The 24,128-nt window shown below is 36.2% G+C and carries 20 protein-coding genes; 10 read left to right on the forward strand and 10 right to left on the reverse strand.

Features of this window, described 5'->3' with window-relative positions:
• The first annotated feature begins 104 nt into the window (after nt 1–104).
• Both SP041_RS03760 and SP041_RS03770 read left to right on the forward strand, forming a co-directional pair.
• Nucleotides 105–395: a hypothetical protein gene (locus tag SP041_RS03760; RefSeq protein ID WP_025565800.1), complete on the forward strand. Its 291-nt coding sequence runs from the start codon at nt 105–107 to the stop codon at nt 393–395.
• A 765-nt stretch (nt 396–1,160) separates the two neighbouring features.
• On the forward strand, nt 1,161–1,529 hold the full coding sequence (locus tag SP041_RS03770) for a hypothetical protein (RefSeq protein ID WP_025565801.1): 369 nt from the start codon (nt 1,161–1,163) through the stop codon (nt 1,527–1,529).
• 101 nt (nt 1,530–1,630) lie between these two features.
• Here the strand turns inward: SP041_RS03770 and SP041_RS03775 are convergent, their stop codons facing one another.
• Nucleotides 1,631–1,798, reverse strand: a complete 168-nt coding sequence (locus SP041_RS03775) for a Retron-type RNA-directed DNA polymerase (protein ID WP_240791414.1) — start codon at nt 1,796–1,798, stop codon at nt 1,631–1,633.
• An 808-nt stretch (nt 1,799–2,606) separates the two neighbouring features.
• Here SP041_RS03775 and SP041_RS03785 point away from each other — a divergent pair.
• The 6 genes from SP041_RS03785 to SP041_RS03820 all read left to right on the forward strand — a co-directional run bounded on the left by SP041_RS03785 (nt 2,607) and on the right by SP041_RS03820 (nt 11,242).
• Complete coding sequence (locus tag SP041_RS03785) at nt 2,607–2,825, forward strand: BrnA antitoxin family protein (protein WP_025563933.1); 219 nt, start codon at nt 2,607–2,609, stop codon at nt 2,823–2,825.
• A gap of 670 nt (nt 2,826–3,495) precedes the next feature.
• A complete protein-coding gene (locus SP041_RS03795; protein WP_025563931.1) occupies nt 3,496–4,512 on the forward strand; it encodes a hypothetical protein in 1,017 nt (338 codons plus the stop codon).
• A gap of 633 nt (nt 4,513–5,145) precedes the next feature.
• Nucleotides 5,146–5,853 carry an SDR family oxidoreductase gene (locus tag SP041_RS03805; RefSeq protein ID WP_025563929.1) on the forward strand — a complete coding sequence of 236 codons (708 nt, stop codon included), beginning with the start codon at nt 5,146–5,148 and terminating at the stop codon, nt 5,851–5,853.
• Nucleotides 5,854–7,039: 1,186 nt separating this feature from the next.
• On the forward strand, nt 7,040–8,065 hold the full coding sequence (locus tag SP041_RS03810; RefSeq protein WP_025563927.1) for a TAXI family TRAP transporter solute-binding subunit: 1,026 nt from the start codon (nt 7,040–7,042) through the stop codon (nt 8,063–8,065).
• A 71-nt stretch (nt 8,066–8,136) separates the two neighbouring features.
• A complete protein-coding gene (locus SP041_RS03815) occupies nt 8,137–10,089 on the forward strand; it encodes a TRAP transporter fused permease subunit (protein WP_025563925.1) in 1,953 nt (650 codons plus the stop codon).
• Nucleotides 10,090–10,180: 91 nt separating this feature from the next.
• Nucleotides 10,181–11,242, forward strand: coding sequence for a carbon-nitrogen hydrolase family protein (locus SP041_RS03820; protein WP_025563923.1), 1,062 nt, complete (start codon nt 10,181–10,183; stop codon nt 11,240–11,242).
• Nucleotides 11,243–11,266: 24 nt separating this feature from the next.
• Here SP041_RS03820 and SP041_RS03825 read toward each other — a convergent pair whose 3' ends face one another.
• Nucleotides 11,267–12,169 (reverse strand): LysR family transcriptional regulator, encoded by a 903-nt coding sequence (locus SP041_RS03825; protein WP_025563921.1) that lies wholly within the window; start codon nt 12,167–12,169, stop codon nt 11,267–11,269.
• Between the two features lie 355 nt (nt 12,170–12,524).
• Here SP041_RS03825 and SP041_RS03830 point away from each other — a divergent pair, with 355 nt between their 5' ends.
• Nucleotides 12,525–13,274 (forward strand): sulfite exporter TauE/SafE family protein, encoded by a 750-nt coding sequence (locus SP041_RS03830; protein ID WP_025563920.1) that lies wholly within the window; start codon nt 12,525–12,527, stop codon nt 13,272–13,274.
• 40 nt (nt 13,275–13,314) lie between these two features.
• Here SP041_RS03830 and SP041_RS03835 read toward each other — a convergent pair whose 3' ends face one another.
• From SP041_RS03835 to SP041_RS03845, 3 genes are read right to left on the reverse strand one after another with little or no spacing between them, the layout of a single operon-like run.
• Nucleotides 13,315–14,394: a two-component system response regulator gene (locus SP041_RS03835; protein WP_025563918.1), complete on the reverse strand. Its 1,080-nt coding sequence runs from the start codon at nt 14,392–14,394 to the stop codon at nt 13,315–13,317.
• Between the two features lie 39 nt (nt 14,395–14,433).
• Nucleotides 14,434–14,799 (reverse strand): response regulator, encoded by a 366-nt coding sequence (locus SP041_RS03840; protein WP_025563916.1) that lies wholly within the window; start codon nt 14,797–14,799, stop codon nt 14,434–14,436.
• On the reverse strand, nt 14,774–15,964 hold the full coding sequence (locus SP041_RS03845) for a PAS domain-containing sensor histidine kinase (protein WP_025563914.1): 1,191 nt from the start codon (nt 15,962–15,964) through the stop codon (nt 14,774–14,776). Before SP041_RS03845 ends, SP041_RS03840 begins: the two co-directional genes overlap by 26 nt.
• Before the next feature lie 306 nt (nt 15,965–16,270).
• On the opposite strand from SP041_RS03845, the gene SP041_RS03850 reads away from it, so the two are divergent.
• Nucleotides 16,271–16,783: a M48 family metallopeptidase gene (locus SP041_RS03850; protein ID WP_025563912.1), complete on the forward strand. Its 513-nt coding sequence runs from the start codon at nt 16,271–16,273 to the stop codon at nt 16,781–16,783.
• 60 nt (nt 16,784–16,843) lie between these two features.
• Here SP041_RS03850 and oleD read toward each other — a convergent pair whose 3' ends face one another.
• The 5 genes from oleD to mnmC all read right to left on the reverse strand — a co-directional run bounded on the left by oleD (nt 16,844) and on the right by mnmC (nt 24,045).
• Nucleotides 16,844–17,911: a 2-alkyl-3-oxoalkanoate reductase gene (oleD, locus tag SP041_RS03855; RefSeq protein ID WP_037048655.1), complete on the reverse strand. Its 1,068-nt coding sequence runs from the start codon at nt 17,909–17,911 to the stop codon at nt 16,844–16,846.
• 249 nt (nt 17,912–18,160) lie between these two features.
• Complete coding sequence (gene oleC / locus SP041_RS03860) at nt 18,161–19,870, reverse strand: olefin beta-lactone synthetase (RefSeq protein ID WP_025563908.1); 1,710 nt, start codon at nt 19,868–19,870, stop codon at nt 18,161–18,163.
• Nucleotides 19,871–20,752, reverse strand: coding sequence for an alpha/beta fold hydrolase (locus tag SP041_RS03865; RefSeq protein ID WP_025563906.1), 882 nt, complete (start codon nt 20,750–20,752; stop codon nt 19,871–19,873). It lies immediately after the preceding gene.
• Between the two features lies 1 nt (nt 20,753).
• Nucleotides 20,754–21,803, reverse strand: coding sequence for a 3-oxoacyl-ACP synthase III (locus tag SP041_RS03870; protein ID WP_025563904.1), 1,050 nt, complete (start codon nt 21,801–21,803; stop codon nt 20,754–20,756).
• A gap of 154 nt (nt 21,804–21,957) precedes the next feature.
• Nucleotides 21,958–24,045 carry an FAD-dependent 5-carboxymethylaminomethyl-2-thiouridine(34) oxidoreductase MnmC gene (mnmC, locus tag SP041_RS03875; protein WP_025563902.1) on the reverse strand — a complete coding sequence of 696 codons (2,088 nt, stop codon included), beginning with the start codon at nt 24,043–24,045 and terminating at the stop codon, nt 21,958–21,960.
• Nucleotides 24,046–24,128: the final 83 nt, after the last annotated feature.

Raw genomic sequence — 24,128 nt, forward strand, 5'->3', positions numbered from 1 at the left:
TCTCAAGTAAATGTAAGCTACTGTCATTTTTATTTAAAATAAACAGGCTGAAAATGAGAAATTCTACAGCCTCGTTATATGTCATTCGTGTCAGGAGTATATTTATGCAATTCTTAATTGGTTTAGGCTGTTTTGTTGCAGTTCTCGCATTTTATTATTATGTATTATATTCGCCTAAACAGCATGACGATTGGGATAAGTTACCGACTTTGTCAGAGTATTTGGACAAATATCCAGAGTGTAAAATAAGTGATGATGAAAATGCTAAATGTTACTCATGTGGTTCTGATAAAGTTATTTTTCAGCCATTAACATCTCACTCAGATCCTCGATATAAACACATCTGCTTGTCATGCAGTAAAATACTATTTAAAACTAAGTCAATAACATCTTAATAATTAAACATATAATCGGGTAGTCGGGGATATCTATCCTCCAGCCCCACACCTCCGTGCATGCGGCACCGGGCAGTTCATCTTATGATGAATAGTGAATATTAATCGACAAATCCTTTAATGACATCAAACCTTGTCTAGCTAAAAACTCATTACTGCTCGCACTATTGATCCCTTTGGCTTTCGAACTTCGACAAGATCCTTTACTTATGCTTTTTATAAATCCACTTGCACAAAAAATGGCTAAACCGTCACGGCAGATCCAATGATCAAATTCAATCGATAGCCTTTGACTTTTGGGCTCTGACTTTAGTCTGCATTCTTTGCATGTGTTTACCTTCTTTTTATGCCCTACATTTGAATACAAAGCTTTTAACTTTGAATGTACTTTTCAACTTTCTTTAAAGTAAAAATCGATAATATTACGGTGAATAAAGGGATGAATAAATTCACGCTGCGCGACCAAGATAAAGCCAATTCTTAATAAATCATCAATGGAAAATGTACTGTTTTGTCCATTTCTTTCCTGAGCAGCGAGAAGTTAAGGAATAATTTACATTAACGTAAGGGCTCAGCCCTTTAGCTTGAATAATACAGCCTAATTAGCCTCATAAACGCCTTTACAACTTAATTTAATCAATCATTTATTGAAAACTCAATAATCTATTTGAATCTCAAGTAAATATAAAATACTGTGTTTTTATAATTAAAATTTTGGCTGAGAATGAGAAATTCTACAGTCTCGTTATGTTTTAAGGGAACTAGATGACATTAACTGATATTGCCTCAATCGCTACAATAGGTGCTTTTCTTATTGCTATAGGATCACTTGCATTTTCTGCTCGTCGTTATATTACGATTACCGAGAAAACTCAGGAATCAGAACGCTTTGAAATCTATCACGAGTTAATTAAGACTATTAGTAAAGGAAGTGATAGGGATGGTGTATTAAAGTTAGCAAGTCAAATTGCATATATCTATGAACTGAGAAACTTTCCTGAATACCAAGACCTCACTGAAAATTTGCTTAATCAACTTCGGCAACAATGGTCTGCTGGTGGAACAGATAAAAATTTTGTTAGGCTTAATGAATCCATTGACGATACCTTAGCTGAATTACAACGCCGAAAATAAAACATAATCGGGTAGCCGGAGTTTCTAATCTCCAGCCCTCACACTAGTCTGCATGCGGCTCCGCACAGGGGGGCATCTTATGATGAATAGTGAATATTAATCTACAAATCCTTTAATGACATCAAACCTTGTCTGGCTAAAAATTCATTACTGATCGCAATATTGATCCCTTTGGTTTGTGAATTATGACAAGGGAATTTACTGGTATTTTTTATAAATCCACTTGCACAAAAAATGGCTAAACCGACACCGACACCGAGTTTGATCAATGCTCTCTCGTTCGTCCTTGGTTTTCGCCATTGCTGCTAGTTTTATTGACGGGAAAGACATACGCATTTAACGGCAGATCCAATGTTCAAATTCAATCATCAATTGGTAGTCTTTGACTTTGGGGCGCTGACTTTAGTCTGCATTCTTTGCATGTGTGTGTTTTCTTTTCTTCAAATGCCCCTCGTGGGAATACAGAGCTTTTAACTTTGAATGTACTTTTCAACTTTCTTTAAAGTAAAAATCGATAATATTACGAAGAATAAAGTCATGAAAAAATTCACTCTACGGGACCAAGATAAAGCCAATTCTTAATAAATCATCAATAGGAAATGTACTGTTTTGTTCATTTTTTCCTGAGCAGCGAGAAGTTAAGGAATATTTTACATTAACGGAAGGGCTGAACACTTAACTCAATAAATCTCTCATTTTTATTTAAAATAAACAGGCTGAAAATAAGTTATTCTACAGCTCTCGTTAGAGCTACTTTGACATTTACCTTCCACGTACATACAATGTACATATGATAAAGTTCGAATGGAATACAGCGAAAGCTGTAACAAATGTCAAAAAGCACGGTGTTTCTTTTGAGGAAGCTAAATCCGTATTTTTTGATGATTTCGCATTACAGTTCTTTGATCAAGAGAACTCCGATTCCTAAGATCGTTTTTTAATGCTTGGAATGAGCAATGAAACGAATCTATTACTTATTTGCCATTGTGAACGCGACGGTGGAAATATTATTAGATTAATTTCGGCTCGAAAAGCAACTAAAAATGAAAGTAAAAACTATCAGCGAGGGCATTAATTATGAAAGCAGAATATGATTTATATACAATGAAATCGCGTAAAAATCCATACGCTAGTAAATTGAAAAAACCTGTGACAATGCGTCTTGGAGAAGATGTTATCTCTTATTTTAAAGGAATGGCAGAGGAATCTGGCGTACCTTATCAAAGCCTTATAAACCTTTATTTACGGGACTGTGTTGCAACCCATAAAAAAATTGATATAAATTGGCACGCGTAACATAGCTCTAATCTGGTAGCCGAAGGTAGCTAACCTCCGGCTCCGTACAGTTCATCTTATGATGAATAGTGAATATTAATCTACAAATCCTTTAATGACATCAAACCTTGTCTGGCTAAAAACTCATTACTGCTCGCACTATTGAACCCTTTGGCTTTCGAACTTCGACAAGATCCTTTACTTATGCTTTTTATAAATCCACTTGCACAAGAAATGGCTAAACCGTCACGGCAGATCCAATGATCAAATTCAATCGATAGCCTTTGACTTTTGGGCACTGACTTTAGTCTGCATTCTTTGCATGTGTGTGTTTACCTTCTTTTTATGCCCTACATTTGAATACAAAGCTTTTAACTCTGAATGTACTTTTCAACTTTCTTTAAAGTAAAACTCGATAATATTACGGTGAATACAGACATGAATAAATTCACGCTGCGCGGCCAAGATAAAGCCAATTCTTAATAAATCATGAATGGCTAAGCCCTTAACTCAATAAATCCCGTATGTTTAGCCCTCTAATCCCATTTATGACTCAATTTAATCAATTAGCTAATAAAAACAAAATAATCTATTTAATCTCAAGTAAATGTAAGCTACTGTCATTTTTATTTAAAATAAGCAGGCTGGAAATGAGAAATTCTACAGCCTCGTTAGTAATATGGAGTTTAATTTGCACATTGATGGAGTATTAAAAGTTAGCTTCATGCCTCGTGACTATAGTGGTGATGATAGTAATATTTGTAATATAGATGTTGAAGCTATTAAAGAAATTGCACAATTATATTCAGTAAACAACATGATTTGGGATGAGATTGAATATAGCTCGACAATAGACTGGAATAAGTTAATTGACGTTATTGAAGACAGCTATGATGAAAATGGTAGGTTCTATACTGAAATCGACGGAAGTGTTTACAAAGTCATGGCGCAACTCAAAACAGATGAAGATGATAGTGAGCTTGCTCCGATAGAGTTGGCTGTTAAGATTGCTATTACTGATAATGAAAACCCCGATAAAGATATTCTTGCATTTAAAAAACTATTAATGGATGTTTTTCTAATAGCGAACTTGAGCGTTCCTGGTATTTTGGATCTATTTAATGCGCGATTGGACTTAAATGGTGAAGAGTTTAAATTGCAACTTTCTAATTTCTATTTTCAGTATTCTGTTAATGCAGAGTTCGAAAAGGAAATTGCATTCCCAACTATAATTCAGGTTTCTCAGGTAAAAGTTTGGTTTGACAGTTTAAATATTGGCTTGCAGATGAAATCTGAACACTCAATTGAGCGCTCTCTTTTCTCATTGTTACATATATGCAGAATGGAAGCAGATATTAGTATGGTTTCATGGATCTTCCATGCATTAGAAGCTATCTACGGAACCAAGGCAGGTAGAGGCTTTAATGATATTAAAGAAAAAGCAGTATTTTTATTATCTGTTCCAATAAATAAACAAAAAACGTTAGGTAAAAAGTTACGTGAACTTAATGATTTACGGAGTTCATTTATTCATGGAGGTTATAAGGTCGCGCACCCACTAGATTTCGAAACAGAAGATAGAATCTTCGATTTAACGAATTTTGGAGTTGCATTAATTATTTGTAGTATTCAGCAGCTAATATCCAAAGGCTGGATTGAGCTTACTGTTACTGAAGTTTACAGTGGAATAACGCAAAAAAAATCCTAATCAGGTAGCTGGAGGTATCTAACCTCCAGCCCCTACACCACCCCACATTCGGCGCCGCGGAGGGCAGTTCATCTTATGATGAATAGTGAATATTAATCCACAAATCCTTTAATGACATCAAACCTTGTCTGGCTAAAAACTCATTACTGCTCGCACTATTGATCCCTTAGGCTTTCGAACTACGATAAGGTCCTTTACTGGTACTTTTTATAAACCTACAGGCACAAGAAATGACTAAACCGTCACCGAGTTTGATCAATGCTATTAAATAGTGGACCGTCATAAATTTTGGCGATTAATATTTTCAGTTCTCTCTTTCAGGCATATAGTTTTTACATCCTAAGAGCAATGGTTATGACACAGTATCGTTAATCTAAAGTATCGTTATCTGCTCCCCCTTAGTATCGTAGTGTTTGTCGTGGTTATTTGTGTGGTGAAGAAAAAGTAAGTAGTACACAGTCATAAACTTTCACGATAAATAGTGGGGTAAGTGGTAACCATATATGTCCAAAATTATTGAAAACTCAATAATCTATTTGAGTTTCAATTAAATATAAAATACTGTGTTTTTATAATTAAAATTCGGGCTGAGAATGAGAAATTCTACAGCCTCGTGAGATCTATAGGTAAACAATGAATAACGTAGTTGTATTAATAACTGGCGCTAATAGAGGCATCGGTTTCGAATTAACAAAACAATACTTGATAAGTGGATGGACAGTCATTGCTACCTGTAGAAATCTAGAATCGGCGGTTGATCTAGTTTCATTGAAAGGTCAGTTTCCTGATAAATTGTTTCTTGAATTAATGGATATCACTTGTCCTGAAAATATTAAGACGTTGGCAGGTAAACTTAGCGAGGAAAATATCAAGTTAGATTTAATAGTAAATAATGCGGGATATTTGGATCGAGAAAATACAAGTATCCATAGTATTGATTATGCTAATGCTGAAATGTGTTTTAAAGTGAATTCACTTGGGCCACTATATTTAACTCATTGCTTTTTACCTCTAATGAATAAAAAAAGCTTATGTAAGATAGCGGTTATTTCTTCTGCTATGGGATCTTTGTCGCTAGAACAAAGTGTCGATTGGTATGGTTATCGAATGTCTAAAGCAGCAGCCAATATGCTAGTAGTGAACTTATCAAAAGAGCTTGTTAATGATAATGTCGCTGTGGTGGCTGTTCATCCCGGCTGGGTTCAAACCGATATGGGTGGATCTACAGCAAGTGAAAATGTTGTTGATTCGGCACTCGGCATTATGAAAGTTATTCGGAATTTATCGATTGATAATACGGGAAGCCTTTATAGTTTTAATGGTGAAAAACTACCGTTATAATAAAGCTAATAGGGTAGCTGGAGGTGCCTAACTTCCAGCTACCACACCAATCTAAATGCAGCTCCACACGGGGGAGCATCCTGTGATGAATAGTAAATGTTAATCCTCATCTCCTTTTAATGATTGCCAACCTTACCCAACTAAAAACATATTACTGATTCCATTATTGATCATTTTTTGTGAACGATGATATTAGCAACCTAGTAAAACAAGCTTTAACTTCGGGGCGCTGACTTTAGCCTGCATTCTTTGCATGTGTTTTCCTTTCTTCAAATGCCCCACGTGGGAATACAGAGTTTTTTACTTTTAATGTACTTTTTAAAGTTAAATTTACCAGACAAAAAAGGCGGCAAAAGACTGATACCGATCGTTTCCCAATCCAGTTCAAGCTTCTTCATTTTTTCTTGTTTGCTTTTTACTCATCCTTTTGCAGTGCTTTGCGTTAAGTTAATGCTAGTGAAAGCGTTATACCGATTACATTAAATAAGTTGTTTTAACAAGTAAAATAGATAACTTAATTAGTGTGATTGGTATTATATAAAATTTTATACAACGCTTCAGGCAAAACAGGACATCAACTCACGTTTTGGTTTGATTGGTATTGGTTATCTCTTGTTTTTGAATAATGTGAATGTGAAAATTTATTCTTTGAAAGGTTAAAAGGTGATATTTGCGTCTATTTTATCTTCTATTTTACCAATATCTTTATGCTATTTTCCCCGTTCAGAACACATCAAAATTTGACCCTTTAGGATTCTAATTGAATATTTATCGAGTGTTTCAGGAATGATCATTCTGGTATGAGTTTAAGGCGTATTGATATTAGCTAAAGAGATATTGGTAAAAATTAGGGGAAAAAACGACTCATAATACGAATTTTATGACTTTTTTAAAAAATAATTTCTAATACATAATTTTCTTCATTCTACGAAAAATCACTGTTTTTCGTTAATTTCACCGTAAATTCTTGGTAAAAACGCCTCATAATATTGCAAAAAATATTTTTATCGCACCTATCTAGTGCACTTTTTGGTTCATAGTTTTTTCCTTGTTAGTTGTAATAAATAACATGCTATACACTTGGAAGTGTAGCTCTTAGACTATTTTTAGCAATTGTTTAGTCGTTAACAATTCTTATTATAAAACCGACTAAGGAATGTCTTTATAACACTACAGGAGTACTACTATGAAAAAGCTTGTTAATAACACTTTTGCTTTAACGATGTCTGCAATATGTTTACTTTCCACCTCTCTTTCCGTTACTGCCGCGCCTAACAAAGTTGATATTTTAATCTCTCCTTCAGGCTCTGGTCCTTATCTTGCTTGGGCAACCATGCAAAATTATGCTAGTGATTATACCGATAAAATAGCCCCTACAGCGGTAGAAACCCCAGGCTTTACCTACAATGTTAGGTATTTGGCCTCTTCTCCTCAACTTTGGAAAAACACCATTATTGGCTCAGGACAAGTGGTTGAATGGGCAGCCAAAAAAGGTATCTCTCCTTTTTTCCCTAAACCAATGGAAGCTGTAAACGACTTTCGTGCATTAGGGGTAATGAGTCGAACCAGTAATATGTTTGTTACTTTAGATCCCTCTATTAAAAGCAAAGATGATTTTATTGGTAAGCGTGTTGCTGTTGGTTTGTTGACTCAAAATGAATGGGGTATGCATCAACGCATGATGCTTGATGGTTGGGGGATAACGAAACAATTGAAATCGTTTGATGCGCTAGGTCCTGCTCAAAATATCAATGCCGTCTTAGATGGTAAAGCTGATATCGGGACGCTTGTGACTCATAGTAATCGTGATTTCAGTGTTACTTTGCAAGCGGGTCCATTTAAAACATTAGAAAGTTCAGGAAGAGATTATACGTTTATCGATATTAATAAAGAAGACATCCAGTCTTATATCGATAAAACAGGGGCTCCTTTTAGTATTCAAGTATTACCTGCTAATACTGTTGCGAATCAACCTAAACCCGTTACTAGCTTTGGTAACTATACCTTGTTATCGGTACATAAATCTTTCCCAGAGGAAGATGCTTATGAGATGACTAAGTTATGGTTAAAGTCAGGGATTGAATTAGGTAAATATAGCGCAGTTGCAAAAATATGGGATAAACAAACTCTTGCAACAATTGCCAAAATTGGACTTGAGAATATTCACCCAGGTGCATTACGAGCTTATAAAGAATTAGGCCTTATAGATTAAGTTTTTCTTAAATGGTTTCAATCGTTTATCACTTATTGTTTGTCGTTTAATTGCGAACTAAAGGTCTAGGTATGTTAGAGAACAAATCAAAAATAATGACACTAAGTCATTGGGCTTTATGGTTGGTAGGGGGAAGTCTACTCACCTACCACATGGTCACTCTCTGGGTCAGTGTGCATGGCGCAATGAAACATTACACGATGCATTTAACGGCTGTACTCATTATTGGTGCGCTGTTAATTTTGGGGAGTCGCGCTGCAGATAAGTCATCATTGTCTAGAGTGATCGATATTGTGACCTCTCTTGTCAGTTTAGTGCTGGCAGCAGGGGCAGGTGTCTTTCTTTATGCAAATGCAGAAACACTAGAAATTACGCAGCCTTTTGTTGAGAATGATGCATTGATTGCGGGAGCGTCCCTTATTGCTTCTGTTATTTTAATCACATGGCGGATGTGGGGGGCAACGATTGCCCTTGTTTGTCTTATAGGCGCTGCTTATATGACATTTGGGCATTTGTTACCCGAGCCTTTAACATCACGTCAACAACCATTAAATGTAGCCATTAGTTTTCTTGGTGGTATCGGTGGTCCTCGAGGTGTACTTAATTATATGCCGCTGTCTGCAGATATGATTTTCTTGTTACTTGTTTACGGTGGTTTACTTCATGGTACTCGTGTTATTGATACCTTTGGTGAGTTAGGGCAAGCGATTGGTTTACTTGTTAAGGGCGGAGTAGCTTATTCGGCTGTTGTTGCGAGTACATTGATAGGAATGGTGACAGGCCAAGCAATTAGTAATATTGCCCTGTCTGGTGTGATGACGATTCCTACGATGAAGAAAAATGGGTTTACTGCTGATGAAGCCGGAGCCATTGAAGTTATGTCTTCAACGGGTAGCCAGTTATTACCGCCTATTATGGGGTTAGGCGCCTTTTTAATGGCCGTAATATTGGGTGTTTCTTACATCGAAGTCGTGATTGCAGGGATTATCCCAGGTTTGCTTTATATGTTTGCAATCAGTATTGCCCTTTATAGTTTAGTAGGTCATAAGCCACGCAATATTTCACAAAAATATAAAATTAATTGGCGAAAGATTAAATGGACACTGCCGTCATTTATTTTATCTTTTAGCGTTTTAATTGTGTTGCTAGTGATGCGTTACTCGCCTGCTATGGCTGGTTTTTGGGGTGGGTTACTGGTTGTTTTACTATCGTTTGCTCGTCCTGCTGAGTTCCGTCCAAATATCAAAGAGTTAATGAAAGGCTGTTTAACAGGTTTAGAAACAGCGGTGCAATTAACGGTTGTGCTTGCTGCTATTGGGCTGGTTGTGCAAACCTTAACAACAACAGGACTTGGCGTTTCTGCGGGTCATCTCATCTCGGCTTACACTGACGGTAATATTGTTATTGCTCTTATGATTGGTATGGGCGTTTCCCTGATCGTCGGTATGGGTTTACCTACTCCAGCGGCTTATGCGTTGATTGCCATCATTGTTGTCCCAGGATTAATTGATGCAGGGTTATCACCTATTGCTGCGAACATGTATGGCTTTTATTTTGCGATCTTCTCTGCTCTTACACCGCCTGTTGCTGTTGGTATTTTAGTTGCGGTTAGAATCTCTGGAGGTAGCTTTATACGTAGTGCCATTGAAGCTGCGAAGCTTGGGAGTTGCGCTTTACTTGTGCCTTTTGTCTTTGTTTCTATTCCTAGTATTTTGGATCCTACGAATATTACTGCACAAGCAGTGTTTGGACTTGTGGTGTTCTTATGTGCGTCTATTTTAACGGCTGGGGTTGTTTACGGTGCAATTGGACGAAAACTAAGTTCACGTGAACGTTTAGTTTATGCGTTTGCAGGGCCATTGTCTTTAATCGCTTATTTGTTAACTCATAGTGTGTGGATAGGGTTAGTACCGATCCTGACAATGATTATCCGAATGGCCTTAACGTATCGTAACAAGGTTAAACATCAAACGACATCTGAGTCAGATATTACTAATGATGACCAAGCTGTTCTTCAAAATTGAATCATTAATGTAATAACTGCATTGAATAGATCACATATTGAATTCAAATTATTTAATTTAAAATATTTAAGAATACGAAAGGAAAAGTCCTATGACTTCAAGTACTAAACAAAATAATCCCGTTCGAGTGGCTGCTGCGCATGTTTCTTCAGAGTTTTTTGATCCTGCGGGAGGCGTAAAGAAAGCCATTAAATATTTAACTGAAGCTGCTAAAGCAGGTGTTGAACTTATTGTATTTCCAGAGAGTTTTATTCCAGGATTCCCAATTTGGAATGCGTTATCAAGCCCAATTAAGGGGCATGAAAACTTTGTTAAATTTGCCGCTTCATCGTTACGTGTCGATGGACCAGAAATTAAAGCGATTGCAAGTGCGGCTGCACAACAGAAAATAGCAGTATCTCTAGGCTTTTCAGAAGTTGCTTCATACTCAGCAGGGTGTTTGTGGAACTCAATGATATTGATTAATGCACAAGGTATTATCGTCAATCATCACCGTAAACTAGTACCGACTTTTTATGAAAAATTAACGTGGAATCGCGGTGATGGTGCTGGGTTGTCTGTTGTTGATATGCCGTTTGGACGAGTCGGTGGTTTGATTTGCGGGGAAAATGGTAACCCTTTGTCGCGCTATGCACTGATGGCACAAGGTGAGGAAATTCATTGTGCTAATTATCCTCCTATTTGGCCATTTAAAGATCCTCGTGATTCAGAACCTTATGATTTGGCAGATGCAATTCGAGTGCGTGCAGCAGCACATTGTTTTGAAGCTAAAGTGTTTTCAGTTGTCTCTGCAGGTTTTATAACAGATGAAAATATAGCTTTATTATGTGATGACGATGAAGCTAGAGCCATTTTAGAAGCTTCTCCAAGATCCGCCTCTATGATTGTCACGCCTAATGGCACCACGTTGGGTGAAACTTTATCTGACCGAGAGGGGCTTGTTATCGCTGATTTAGATATTAGTAGTCTTGTGGAATTAAAACAGCACCATGATATGGCCGGTTATTATAATAGACATGATGTGTTTCATGTTTCGATTAATCGCTGTCGACAAAAACCATTACATGATTTAGTTAGCCATGGCGCTAATAGCTCAGTACCGATTGCTAATACAACCTTAGAAGAGAGCTTAGATCTTATTAATTATACTTAATATGCCTTGAATTTTTGAAGCAGCTTATGACGCTGCTTCAAAAAATGATTCGATATGAGCGGAAAATATATCTGCAATGCGCCGTGGCTCTAGTCGACTGTAATGTATAAGCACAATATTAAGAGGATCGACTTTATCTTTGATCGGTTTAATCACCACTTTGTTACCATTATAGGTGACCGTAGATTTGGGTTTTAAGTTTAATACGGAGACACCTAAACCACTGGCAACAAAGGTTCTTACGGTTTCAAATGATGTGGTGCGGTAACGAATATTGGGGGATAATTTCTTTTTTGCGAATAGCGAGATGAAATAATCATTTGTATAAGGCAAGTCCATTAAAATAAAAGGGCGTTGCACAAGTTCTTTGAGTTGTACTTCATCTTGTTGTGCGAGTGGATCATCAATTGGTAATAGGGCATAGGGTTCTCTTGAAGCAATATATTTTGTTTTCATTGATTTAGGGATATTTAAATCAAAAGTTAATGCTAGCTCTACTTTACCGCTACTGAGCGCATCAAAAATGGCGGCTTGATCTAAGTCGTGGATGTGGACATTGATATCAGGGTATTTTTCTTTAAATGTTCTAATAATTTCTGATAAATAATTGGAGCCTAAATTCATAAAGAAAGCGATAGAAATATTGCCGACAAGCTGTGATTTAACCGCGCTTGTTGCTGCGCGAAATGACTCAGCATGTCTTATCAGTATTCTGGCTTCTTCTAACACTTTAATGCCTTGTGTCGTTAATCGAATACCTTTAGAGGGATAGCGTACAAATAATTGTAGATCGAGTGTTTTCTCTATTTCAATAATAGCAGCTGAAATACTGGGTTGTGAGATATGAAGTTTGTTAGCGGCCTCAGATAGGCTGCCACACTCTGCAGCTGCAATAAAATAACGAATAGGTCGTAGCTTTATATCCATGCTTTTTATCCTAATTATTTGAGTTCTATATAGTTAAATCCTATATGAAATACTATTGGGGTTAAACAACAATTAATGGGTATTCATTAATGTTCGAATACTTTGTGATTTTTAGTCAGGCAGGGAAGAAGTGATAAAGTTTAATGTTGATAATTTAACACTTTATTGATGACCTTATTTAAGGGCTTATTTAAGATATTATTTAACACTTTATTTAACACTTTACTTAAATAAAGTTTAGTACAATAAGCATGTGGGTTTTCGCCTGTTAACGCTATGTTTTTCTGTGTGGTTGTCGAAGGTTTAATAGGCCATAATAAACCATTTTATTCATGATTTTTTAGTTGAGATTTGTATGCATGATATTTCTATATGGCTTCTTTTCGTATTTGTTGTCGGAAGCTACGTTCAAAGTATAACTGGGTTTGCGTTTGGTTTGATTGTGATGAGTGTCGCTGCGTTATTTTCTCTCGTGCCATTAGAAGTTGCCGCCTTTTCTGTAAGTGTGTTGAGTATGGTGAATGCAGCAACAAGTTTATATGGTGGCGTATGGAAGCAAGTTAATGCCAAGAACTTCATTGTTTACTTCATTGCCTCAACCCCAATGATTGCAGTTGGGGTTTATTTATTGAATTTTTTCGGAAGCAACGCTTTGCACTGGCTGCAACTCTTATTGGGCATAAGCATCATTCTGGCTTGTTTAATGAGCCTAGTGAAGCCTAAGAAAGACATCAAACCTTCAAAACCTTGGGTGTATTTTGTATTTGGTGGTATTTCAGGGATATTTGGAGGCTTGTTTTCAACGTCTGGACCACCTATTTCTTATTTAATGTATCGTCAACCTATTGCTTTGAGTGTCATTCGTGCAACATTACTCAGCGTTTTCTTCCTTTCTTGCCTACTACGAATTGTTATTATGGGAGTCGGCGGTCAAATTACTGAGTCAATGCTTTGGGTTAGTTTAGCGGGTTTACCTTGTGTGTTTATTGTCGCAGTATTGAGCAAGCGTTACCCTCCTAAAATATCACCTCAAGCGATTAAACGTATCGCGGTTGTTTTATTACTATTATCCGGGGTCAGCTTATCTTTAAAAGCTTTACTTTAATTGCATCTTGAATGGCGACTGATATATATAAACTTATGCATTAACTGCTGACGCTTACGTTATCAGCATACTTTTGTTTTATTGCTAGAATTTCATCTTGTACTGAGAAGAATGCATCAACGACTGCTGGGTCAAAGTGACTGCCACTACCTTCCTTAATGATAGAAAAAGTTTTATCTTCTGAAAATGATTTTTTATAAGGTCTTTCAGATGAAAGGGCATCAAATACATCTGCAATTGCTACAATACGAGCAGCAATTGGTATATTGTTGCCTTTTAAACCATCAGGATAACCACTACCATCCCATCTTTCATGGTGTGAACGTGCAATTACTTCACCTAATTGAATAACTTCAGAATCTGAACCTGTAAGGATTTTTGCACCTACAACAGTATGTTGTTTCATTATTTCCCATTCAGCGGCGTCTAATTTACCCGGTTTCAATAATATGTTATCGGGTGTCGATATTTTACCAAGATCGTGCATACAAGCTGAAAACAATATATTTTCAATCATCGATTCATCAAGTCCCAAACTTCGTGCAACGGCTTCAGAATATAAACTCATACGTTGTATGTGTGCACCTGTTTCTTCGTCTTTGTATTCAGCGGCTTTGGTTAATCTATTAATGGTTTCTAGTGACGCTGTTTTTAAGCTTATCATCGCTTTTTCTAAAGATTTAGTTCTTGTTGCCACTTCAAGCTCTAATTTCTTTTGATAGTTATCTTTTAGATCGTTGTAATCTTTTATTTTAAGTAAAGATTTTACCCTAGAGCACAGTTCATTTTTGTCTACTGGCTTAGTAATAAAGTCATCACATCCTGCATCAATACCTTCCACTCGCTCTTTTTTCTCACTTAATGCAGTGATCAGAATAATAGGAATATATTTTGAAGATTTGTCATTTCTTATTTTTCGCGTGACTTCAAAGCCACTAATGCCGGGCATCATTACATCCAGTAAGATTAAGTCAATTGATTGATTGTCTAATATATCTAGCGCTTCTTGACCTCTGGTCGCTGCGATTATTTTATATCCTTTAGGCTCAAGATAAGCTTCCATTAACTCAATATTCATTGGGTTATCATCGACAACAAGAATAACGGAACTTTGCTTCATATATTTCTCCATGTGTGTATCAAATAAAGATGTTTAGTATCATTTAATACATTGGCTAACTTGTTTAGAAAATGTTCGCGTATTTATTGGTTTAGAAATATATGCGCTATCGGGGATAGAAAGTAAGTGGTCTATGTCAGATTGCAATACAGATGCAGTTACAAAAACAATCGGAGTAGAAACGGTATCTATACTCGACCTTAATATACGAGCCAATTCAGCGCCTGAAATATCAGGCAGTTGAACGTCTAATACAATAACTTGAGGTTTTACCTCTTTAATTAACTGTATTGCATCATTTGCATTAACTGCGGTATGCACTTCGAATCCCGCTACGATTAGAAGATCTTTTTCGAGTAGCAAGTTATTTGCATTATCATCAACTATGACTATTTTTGTTTTCATCACGAATTACCGTTGTTATATGTTTAATAGGTAATATTATGTGAACGGATGTACCTTTTTCATTACCTTCCGATTCAACTTTTAATTTCCCCCTATGAAGTTCAACTAATTTTTTTGCTATGGGTAGCCCTAGTCCTGTGCCTTCTGTTACACGAGAGTAGGGCGTTTCTATTCTAAAAAAACCTTCAAATATCTTTTCGATATTTTCTAAAGCAATGCCAATCCCTGTATCCCATATTACAATATGAGTCTCAGTATCTGTTTGTGTTGCTTTAATACCAATCTCACCCCCATCGGGTGTAAATTTGATAGCATTAGAAAGTAGATTGTAGAGAATTTGTTTAATTTTTAATGAATCAGCCTGGATGTTCTTTAAATATGTTGATATATCAATCACCATTTTTAGATTTTTTTTATTGGCAGCATCTTTTATTAAACCTGATATCTCGTATAAAATTTCTTTTATTGGTAATTCAGTGACGGTAAGAGTCATTTTTCCTGCTTCGACTTTAGCCATATCTAATATTTCGTTTATTAATAATAAAAGGTGATTACCACTCACTAATACATTTTTAACGTACTGTTTTTGCTTTTCATTCAATGTGCCGAAAGTTTCATCGTAAAGCACCTCAGAAAATCCATTAATAGAATTAAGTGGGGTTCTTAATTCATGTGACATATTAGCTAAAAACTCTGATTTAACTTGCGCTGCTTTTACTAAATCTTTAGTTAGTATTTCTAGTTCTTTATTCGCTTTTACTAGCCCTTCTTGAATTGCATTTCTTTCAGTAATATCTTCAATAGAAAGTAAAATTATTCGGTCATTAGATTGTGAACGTTCAACTTGTCTCGCATTAAGTAACATAGTACGCCAACCAATAGTGGTGAAGTCATGCTCTACTTTATAGTCATCAAAACTGGTTTTTTGCGGTAAAATTGTTTCTAATAATTCCCGTAATTTAGGTATATCCCATTGATTATTGCCTAAATTGTAAATTAGTTTACCTATAGTGTCCTTTGGCTCAGCTCTAAAAAAATCATAGAATGATCGACTTGCTGTTATTACTCTTAAATGTTGATCCATTATAATTAATGGTTCTCTAACAGTATTTACAATACTTTCTGAATATTCTGGCAATTCTTTTGGGGTACTTATTTTGTTCACTTTAAAATCCTTTGTACCCTAAGGTTTGGTTCTTTTTGAATCGTAAATATTATGCTAAATAAAGAAGGTGATTTATTAACTTGTTAGTGTCTAGTTTATAAAAATAAAAGGTAAATATATTTCAATAAGTAGTTTAATGAAGTTTTTTTGATGTTTCTTATAGGCCACAGTAGATAGCAACTATACGCTAATAGCAAGGAATTCATTTTTTATAAATGTTAATATTAATTAGAATTATGCTTATATTTTAAAAGTGTAAACTCATTTTTTTTATTTCTGTATTAACTCATTTTAAGGTTTAGGTATATGCGCACGTTAACACCTCTTAAGTATTTAGGGGCTTACTCTGCTTCTGTTCAAGCACAAATAACAACTATGCTTGAAAACGATACATTAGGTAGCTTTTTACTTAAAAAATACCCGAACCAACATAAAATTAATAACGATAAAATGCTTCGTGATTATGTTATGGATTTAAAAAATAAAAATTTACGAAAATCAGCGCCATTAAGTAAAGTAATTTATGATAAAAAAATCCATGTAATAAATAACGCTCTTGGCTTACATACGTTTATTTCAAGAGTGCAGGGTAGTAAATTAAAAAGTAAAAATGAAATACGCATAAGTGAGATTTTCAAAACGGGGCCAGAAGCCTTTTTAGAGATGATAGTAGTGCATGAATTGTCTCATATTCGAGTTAAAGCACATGATAAAGCCTTCTATCAATTATGTGAGCACATGTTGCCAGACTATCATCAGATGGAGTTTGAAATGCGTTTGTACCTGACGCAATTAGATCTTAAAGGTTCGATTTATTAAGCGATTAAATGATTAAACCCCTAACCGAGTAAGTCATTGAGCCATTGACCTATTAAGTCGTTAAACAGTTAAGTCATCTTTCAACCGTTTCATTCCTTCATCAATCGTCATTAACGCTTCATAATTGAAATCTTGCTTAGCCGCACTGATATTAAAGTAATGACTGGTTGATAACTGTCTTGCCACAAAACGAGTCATGATCGGTTCATTGTGATTCCCCGTTCGAAGATACCACCATTCTAATAATGTACCGACAGCATAGGCAATTGAAGCAGGTATTCTACTGTTTACAGCAGGTAGCTGTGCTGCATCGAGAATCTTATTCAGCATAGTTGCCATGAAAATAGGTTGATCGTTACTTAAAAAATATGCTTTTCCTGCGCACTTAGAATCTATTTTATTTAATTCAACAGCCGCAAGAAGATGAGCATAGACGGCATTATCAATATAGATGGTATCAACTAATTTATCTGTTTTACCTACTAACTTAAGTTTTCCTGCTTTCGCTCGTTCTATAACGCGCGGCACCAAATGTGGATCTTGAGGGCCCCAAATTAAGTGAGGTCTTAATGCGACAGTCTTTAATGATTCGCCGTTTGCTTTTAATAAAGTATCTTCGGCTATTGCTTTAGATAAGCCATAAAAATTAAGAAATTGTTTAGCGTATGGTTGTGATTCGTCAATATTAGATTCATCTTCACCACTGAACGTCACACTAGGTGTGCTGGTGTAGACAATGTGCTTTATATTGTTGAGCTTACAAGCTTCGATAATATTTTCTGTTCCAAGTACATTGGGCTTGAAGTAACTCTCTTTATCGCCCCAAACCCCCGCTTTGGAAGCAACATGAAAAACCAGATCACAGGATTTCATTGCATCAATAACAGATTGTTTGTTCTGTAAGTCACCTTGAATTAATGTCACACCCATCGCTTGTAAATGCGGATACTCTCCGCGCGCAAAGCCGATTACTTTTATATTGGCAGCACGAAGAAAGCGGCACAATGCCGTGCCTAAAAAGCCACCTGCACCAGTAATGAACACACTGCTGACTTGTGTCTTTAATGTATTCAAAATAAGTTGGTGTTGTGGTAGTAGTTCAGATAAGAGAGGGTGGTTATCTGTCATTGTATTTCTCATTATTGGTTATCTGATTAAGTAATGGTAGTGCGACTATCAATAGTATTATTGGATAAGTATGTTGAGTATCAACTTTTGATTCAAGCGTTAATCCGTGCATTTCTGAATGTTTTTTACACATTTAAATAAGTCTTTAAGCGCTTATCTATTTACTCATTTACCTACTTACTAACTTACCTACTTACTCACTTAACCATCTATTTATCTTTTGTTTATTATTGTATTCAATCATAAACTTTAGATTTGTGCTTGGGCCCAAACCGCTAGTTTTTCTCTAAATATTTTGGCGTTGTGACGAATATCCATCGGAAATTTTTTATGAATGTAAAAGAGTTCGATACCTTGAGTTTGTGTATGTTGCTTTGCGATTTCTTCTAACTCATTAAATAGCCTTTGTTGATTAATGCTATTACCTTTCTCCACTTCAATGCAGAGCGCGGGGGTTATTTTTCCATTAGCATTGACTGCTACTAGCGCACTACGTTTCAGCATTTTATGAGTATTGAATATTCGCTCACAGGGAAGAGAGTAATAAGCTTTATCTACTTCAAGGTGATTTGATAAAACTTGATGTGCTTTACGTCCACACATCCATAACTTTCCTTTATCATCTAAATACCCTATATCGCCCATACGATGACGTATATGGTTCCCATCTTTAATCTTAGCTTGTGCTGTTGCTTGATCTCGATGATAGTAGCTCGCACTGACTTGAGGGCCTTTGACTACAATTTCACCAATTTCAAAAGCAGGTAATAATAAACCATCATGCCAATTTTTGATGTCTTTCTCTGTAATCTTAATGATTGCTATGTCTACATTTTCAATTGCGGAGCCTACACAGATACCACCACCTTGATCGGTAATATTCGTCGTATTAAGCAATTGTTGGCTGCCTATTTTACTAATAGGTAATGACTCGGTCGCACCGTATGAGTTAATAACTTCAGCTGCACCCGTCAACATCTTACTAAAGCGATTAATAGAACTAAGTGTCGCAGGGGCACCTGCAGAAATAACACGTCTTAAGCTGGGTAACGTGTGTTTGCTTTTTTGACCTGCTCTACCGAGTACTTCAAGTAAAGCTGGATTTGCAAATAAGTTGGTACATTGATACTTATCAATGGCGGCAAAAATATAACGTGGATTTGCTTTAATTGGCTGACTTGCATCCATTTCTGGCACAATTGAAGCCATGCCTAATGCAGGACCAAATAATGAGAATAAAGGAAAAGTTGCTAAATCAGCTTCACCCAGTTGAATTCCATAATCGTTTTTTAATACATTTATCTGCGCTTCAAACATGCTGTGGCTGTAAACAACACCTTTAGGTGTACCAGTGCTGCCGCTTGTAAATAAGATGGCGGCTAATTGATGCGGGCTTAGTTGTTGTATTAGATATGGCTTAGTGCGTGGATATTTTTTTAATAAGCGAGATAACTGTTGGCCACCAAATAGAGCAGGACCGTTTACATTGATGATATGCTTGATGGTTTTTTTACCCCAAGCAAATAACAGTCTAGCTAAGTGTGCTTTGGGAATACCTATAAATGCATCTGGCTGTGATTCATCAAAACATTGTTTGAGATTTTTAACGCCCATTCCAGGGTCGACTAATATAGGTACAATCCCTGCTTTAAATAATGCAAAAGTGAGATTAAAAAAAGCGATACTTGGGGTGACCATTAGTACCGCTTTATCGCCAGCTTTAATACCAAGTTGGTTTAAAGCATAAGCTATATCATCACTTTGTTGGTGCAGTTCCGCAAAGGTTAACTCTTTGTAAGTTAATCCTTTAAGCTTTTTTTTCTGCACACTAACAGCAAGGCTATTTGGAAAATTTTTAGATGCTGCCACTAAGTGGCGGCACAAGTTTCCTTTATTGCTTTTTGTTTTACTTTTAGTACTGGTTCTATTGTGCTTTTTTAATTTACTCGGGTTGGACATCTATGGGTTTTTATCCATAAATTTTTGCACAATATTAATCACATCATTACTCGCATCTTCAAGAATATAGTGACCACAATCAGCAAATTCATGTACTTCTGCATGTGGCATTTTTTCCTTCCACATAGCTAAAAAGTGTTTATCAAAAACAAAGTCCTGTAAACCCCAACAAATAACCGTAGGAATAGTTTGAAAATGTTTCAAGCTATTATCTATATTCTCAACTAACTGGTAATTACGATCTTCTGGTGACAATGGGATATCTTGAACAAATCGTAGAGTAGAAATTCGGTTCTTCCAAGAGTTGAAAGGAGCGACGTAAGCTTTACGAATGGTTGCTGGCATTGCTTTACGCTTAACACCAACATAAGACGCTATTGATGAAAACGCATTGAAACCACGTACTAACGCAGTGCCTAAATAAGTATTTCTACAAATCCACAACGGAATAGGAAATTTCTTTGTTTTAGGTAAGTTGAATGCCGCTGTATTTAAAATGACTAAACGTTTTATACGTTCTGGGTAGCGCGCCGCGTAGCCCATACCAATCATGCCACCCCAATCATGCACAACCAAAGTGATATTTTGTTTTATATTTAAATGGTCTAATAGCTTTTCAAGATCGTTAATTCGTTGGTTTAATGTGTAATCATAATCGGCATCTGAAGGTTTGTCAGACAGGCCACAACCAATATGATCTGGCACGATACATTGATATTGATGACTTAATTCGGTTACTAAATTACGGTAGTAAAAAGACCAACTCGGATTACCGTGCACCATCACAACAGGTTCACCTGAACCTTCATTCAAGTAATGATATTTCTGACCATTTAAGTCTAAGAAATTTCGTCTGAAAGGAAACAAACTATCAAAATTCATACTACCACTCCAATCCAAGCATCATACAATTCAAACCACTGCCTATCCCCAAAAAGCTAACATTTTGGCCTTTTTGTAGGAAACCATTTTCGTCTGCTAAAGCGGCGGTTACAGGTAACGATACTGTGCCCATATTGCCTAAATATTGAAAGGTAGGGTATTCTTTTTCAGTGGGAATACCTAATGCTGCTAACACTTGCTTTTGGTTCGCAGAACCGACTTGGTGGCATATTACTTTATCAACACTGCCAACTGTCCATTGTTGTTGTGTTAAAAAATCTTTCCATGTATCTAAGGCTAATGAAACACCTTCTTTAAGTAGAGGAACGGCATTAGTGCGCATGAATTCGCGATGTAATTTAAGGCCGACTTCTTGTAAGCCCCATTTACATAAATCATGATGTTCTGGTGCTGAAAGGTGGCTTGCGCCTAATAGTTTATGCTGACGTTCATTTTTAAGTGGTAATGAACCATCGGTCAGTAATACGGCAACCGCACCTGAACCACCTGTTAAGGTTGCAAGCGATTGAGAAAAATTTTGGATACTCGGGTTTGACAGCATGTTATCGATAGTAATATCGACAATATGACGAGCAGATTCACATGAGACCACTAATCCCGCTTTTATTTGGCCTAATTCAATGCGATTAGCGATGTCTAATATGCCTGACAACACACCTAAACATGCGTTACTAATGTCATAAATGGCAGTGCTTCTATTAACACCTAATTCTGCTGCGATACGGCAAGCTGTTGCTGGCTCGTGCTGGTCACGACAAACACCAGTATAAACAACGGCACCAATATCATCGACATTGATACCTGTTTCATCTAATGATTTTTTAGCCGCTTCAATTGCGCCGTCGGACAAGCGGTGATCAGTTGGCCACCATCTTCTTTCTTCAATTCCAGTTAATGCGGCTAGCTGGCCAGCAGGAATACGTAGTTTTTGATACAAAGGTGCAAGACGAGACTCTAAATCTTTACTTGTAACCACTTCTGGGGCTAGTTGATAAGCCATGCTATTAATATAAACGCGGGAATATTTCATTAAGCTGCAATTTTTCTCTTTAATTTTTTAAAAAGGACTATTTTATTGAACCCTTAAACCGGAGCAGTAGATTACCGTAAATTGTGCTTTTAACAAAGTCCAATCCTGAGCTCACTTCTAATTACTACCAATTTATGCATAAACAGTTTGTTTTTTAATCTTTTAAGGGTTTGTTTTTAAGCATGTAGTTTATCCACTGTCGTGGAATTTGCATCCTTTTATATATGTTTTTATCAAGAGGTAAGCTTTCATTGTTCATTTCACTTGCCAGTAATTCGCCTAATAAAGGTGCACTACATAAACCTCTCGAGCCTAATCCTGTTAATAAATAAACCCCAGGTAATACTTTTATTTTTTCATTGCTTGGCGATCTAAGTTCGTAATTTTTCTTTAATTGATTGTAATCTGTTAAAGATCCAACATAAGGAAAATGATCCCTCGTTGTACAGCGTACTCCTATATGCGCTTGGTCGTTAACTGTAATTGAGTCAACCCAGGGTTTGTTTGCAATACACTTTTTGAGTTTTTGATGATTGTCCGTTTGTTCCGACTCTCGATATGCAATATCTTGATCATGGCGTTTGAAGGTTGCTCCCATACAATGCTCTCCTTCAATTTCAGGTGTTAAGTAACCTTCATGGCAAAGCGTTCGTTTTAATGGGGATAATGCAGAGTTAGTTTTAATATGACTGACTTGGCCTCTAGCAGCAGATAGAGGAACTGCGCGGCACTGAGAAAATGTCAAAGTATCAAATCCAGCGGCAATAACTAAGGCGTTGTGTGTGTATTCTTTTAATTCATTATTTGAATTTAATGTATTAGTGACTTCTGCTTGTAACATCCATTTAGTTAACCTAGGTAGTTGTCCATCTAAACTTGGTTGTTCAGAAAAGGTCTTAATTTGATGCTGATAGTGAATCGTTATATTGCTAAATTCATTTAATTTTTTATGCAAAGAAGTAATAACTTCTCTTGGACTTAACCAGCCACCTGTTGGATAAAATAATGCAGGGTGGTCAATACTCACACCCGCCAACTCATTAGTTACTTCAGGTGTTATCCAATGAAGCAGCTGCTCTGGTAATTTAGCATCGTGTATCTTTTGCAGTTTTTTTGTTGAACTCTGATCATAAGCGAGTTGGATAACGCCATTAAATTCGTGAGCAAAAGGGTATTGGTGATCAATCTCTTTATAAAAATTTAGGGCATATAAATAAGCGTTTGCAAATAACTGGCCTAACTCATCATGCTGTTGGTTTAATAAAGGATAGAGAGCACCTTGTAAGTTACCCGATGCGCCAGTGCCTAAGTGATTATCTTTAGTATAGATAGTGACTTTATTGCCTCGTTTTGCCAAAGACAATGCGGTACATAACGCTGAAATACCACCGCCTATGATGGCAACATCTTTAATATGAGACTGATGAAGTGACGTTGAAGATTCTTGATTATCTTGTTCATTATCTTCTTGGTTAGCTTGTTCATTAGCAGGAATACTGCTCATTTCCCCTAATAAAATTTCACCTTCTTGCTGGTATCCTTTATCAATTTTTATATTAAAACCTGATTGTATTAAAGACTTTCTAACCAAGCTTGTTGCTGTTAAAGCACTTAATGTGGCTTGTCTTTTAGAGTGTTTAGAGAGGTTATCAAAGAATGTTTGATGTGCCTTTGTTGAGTCTTTACTGAGATACAATTTATTAATGAACCAAGCATCAGCTATTCCACCATGGCATTCATTTATACTATTGAGTTGTTGGTTCGTATCGCCAAACCACAAATCTAATAATATTTGTCCGTTATGAAAAGATAAACGATGGCAACCAATAAGCTTCATTGGATATTGTTCAATCAATGGTTTTATTACATCAGCAAACTGCGGAAATTGCTGAAGGACATTGTTAAGCGCTTCAATACTAAGAGGGTATTGTTCAAAACTAATATAATGCAATCGTTGAAGCGTTGCATCGGGATGCTTCTTATTAAAGTTTATGAATTGTTGTGCTGTATTGATAAAGTTAATTGCACGTTCAAACCCTATTTCAACAATGCAAAATAAGGGGCTTGAAAACGATTCCCACCTTTTAGGTAATAAATTCCCGTCACAAAATACATATTGAGATATGTTAATTGCTTCATCTTTGTTAAAATAAGCGCTATCAAATTGGTTTGAATGTGCTTCTAACTGATCTGACCAGTAAAGTTGTGATTGCTTAATTATATTGTTTTTAGCTTGAGACAAGTTATATTCCTCTATATATGCGATCATATTTTATAAAAGTCAGGTTGATTTAAGAAAATTGGTTCACACTTGATGATCATATA

This window comes from Psychromonas sp. SP041, assembly GCF_000470315.2.
Classification (GTDB): domain Bacteria; phylum Pseudomonadota; class Gammaproteobacteria; order Enterobacterales; family Psychromonadaceae; genus Psychromonas.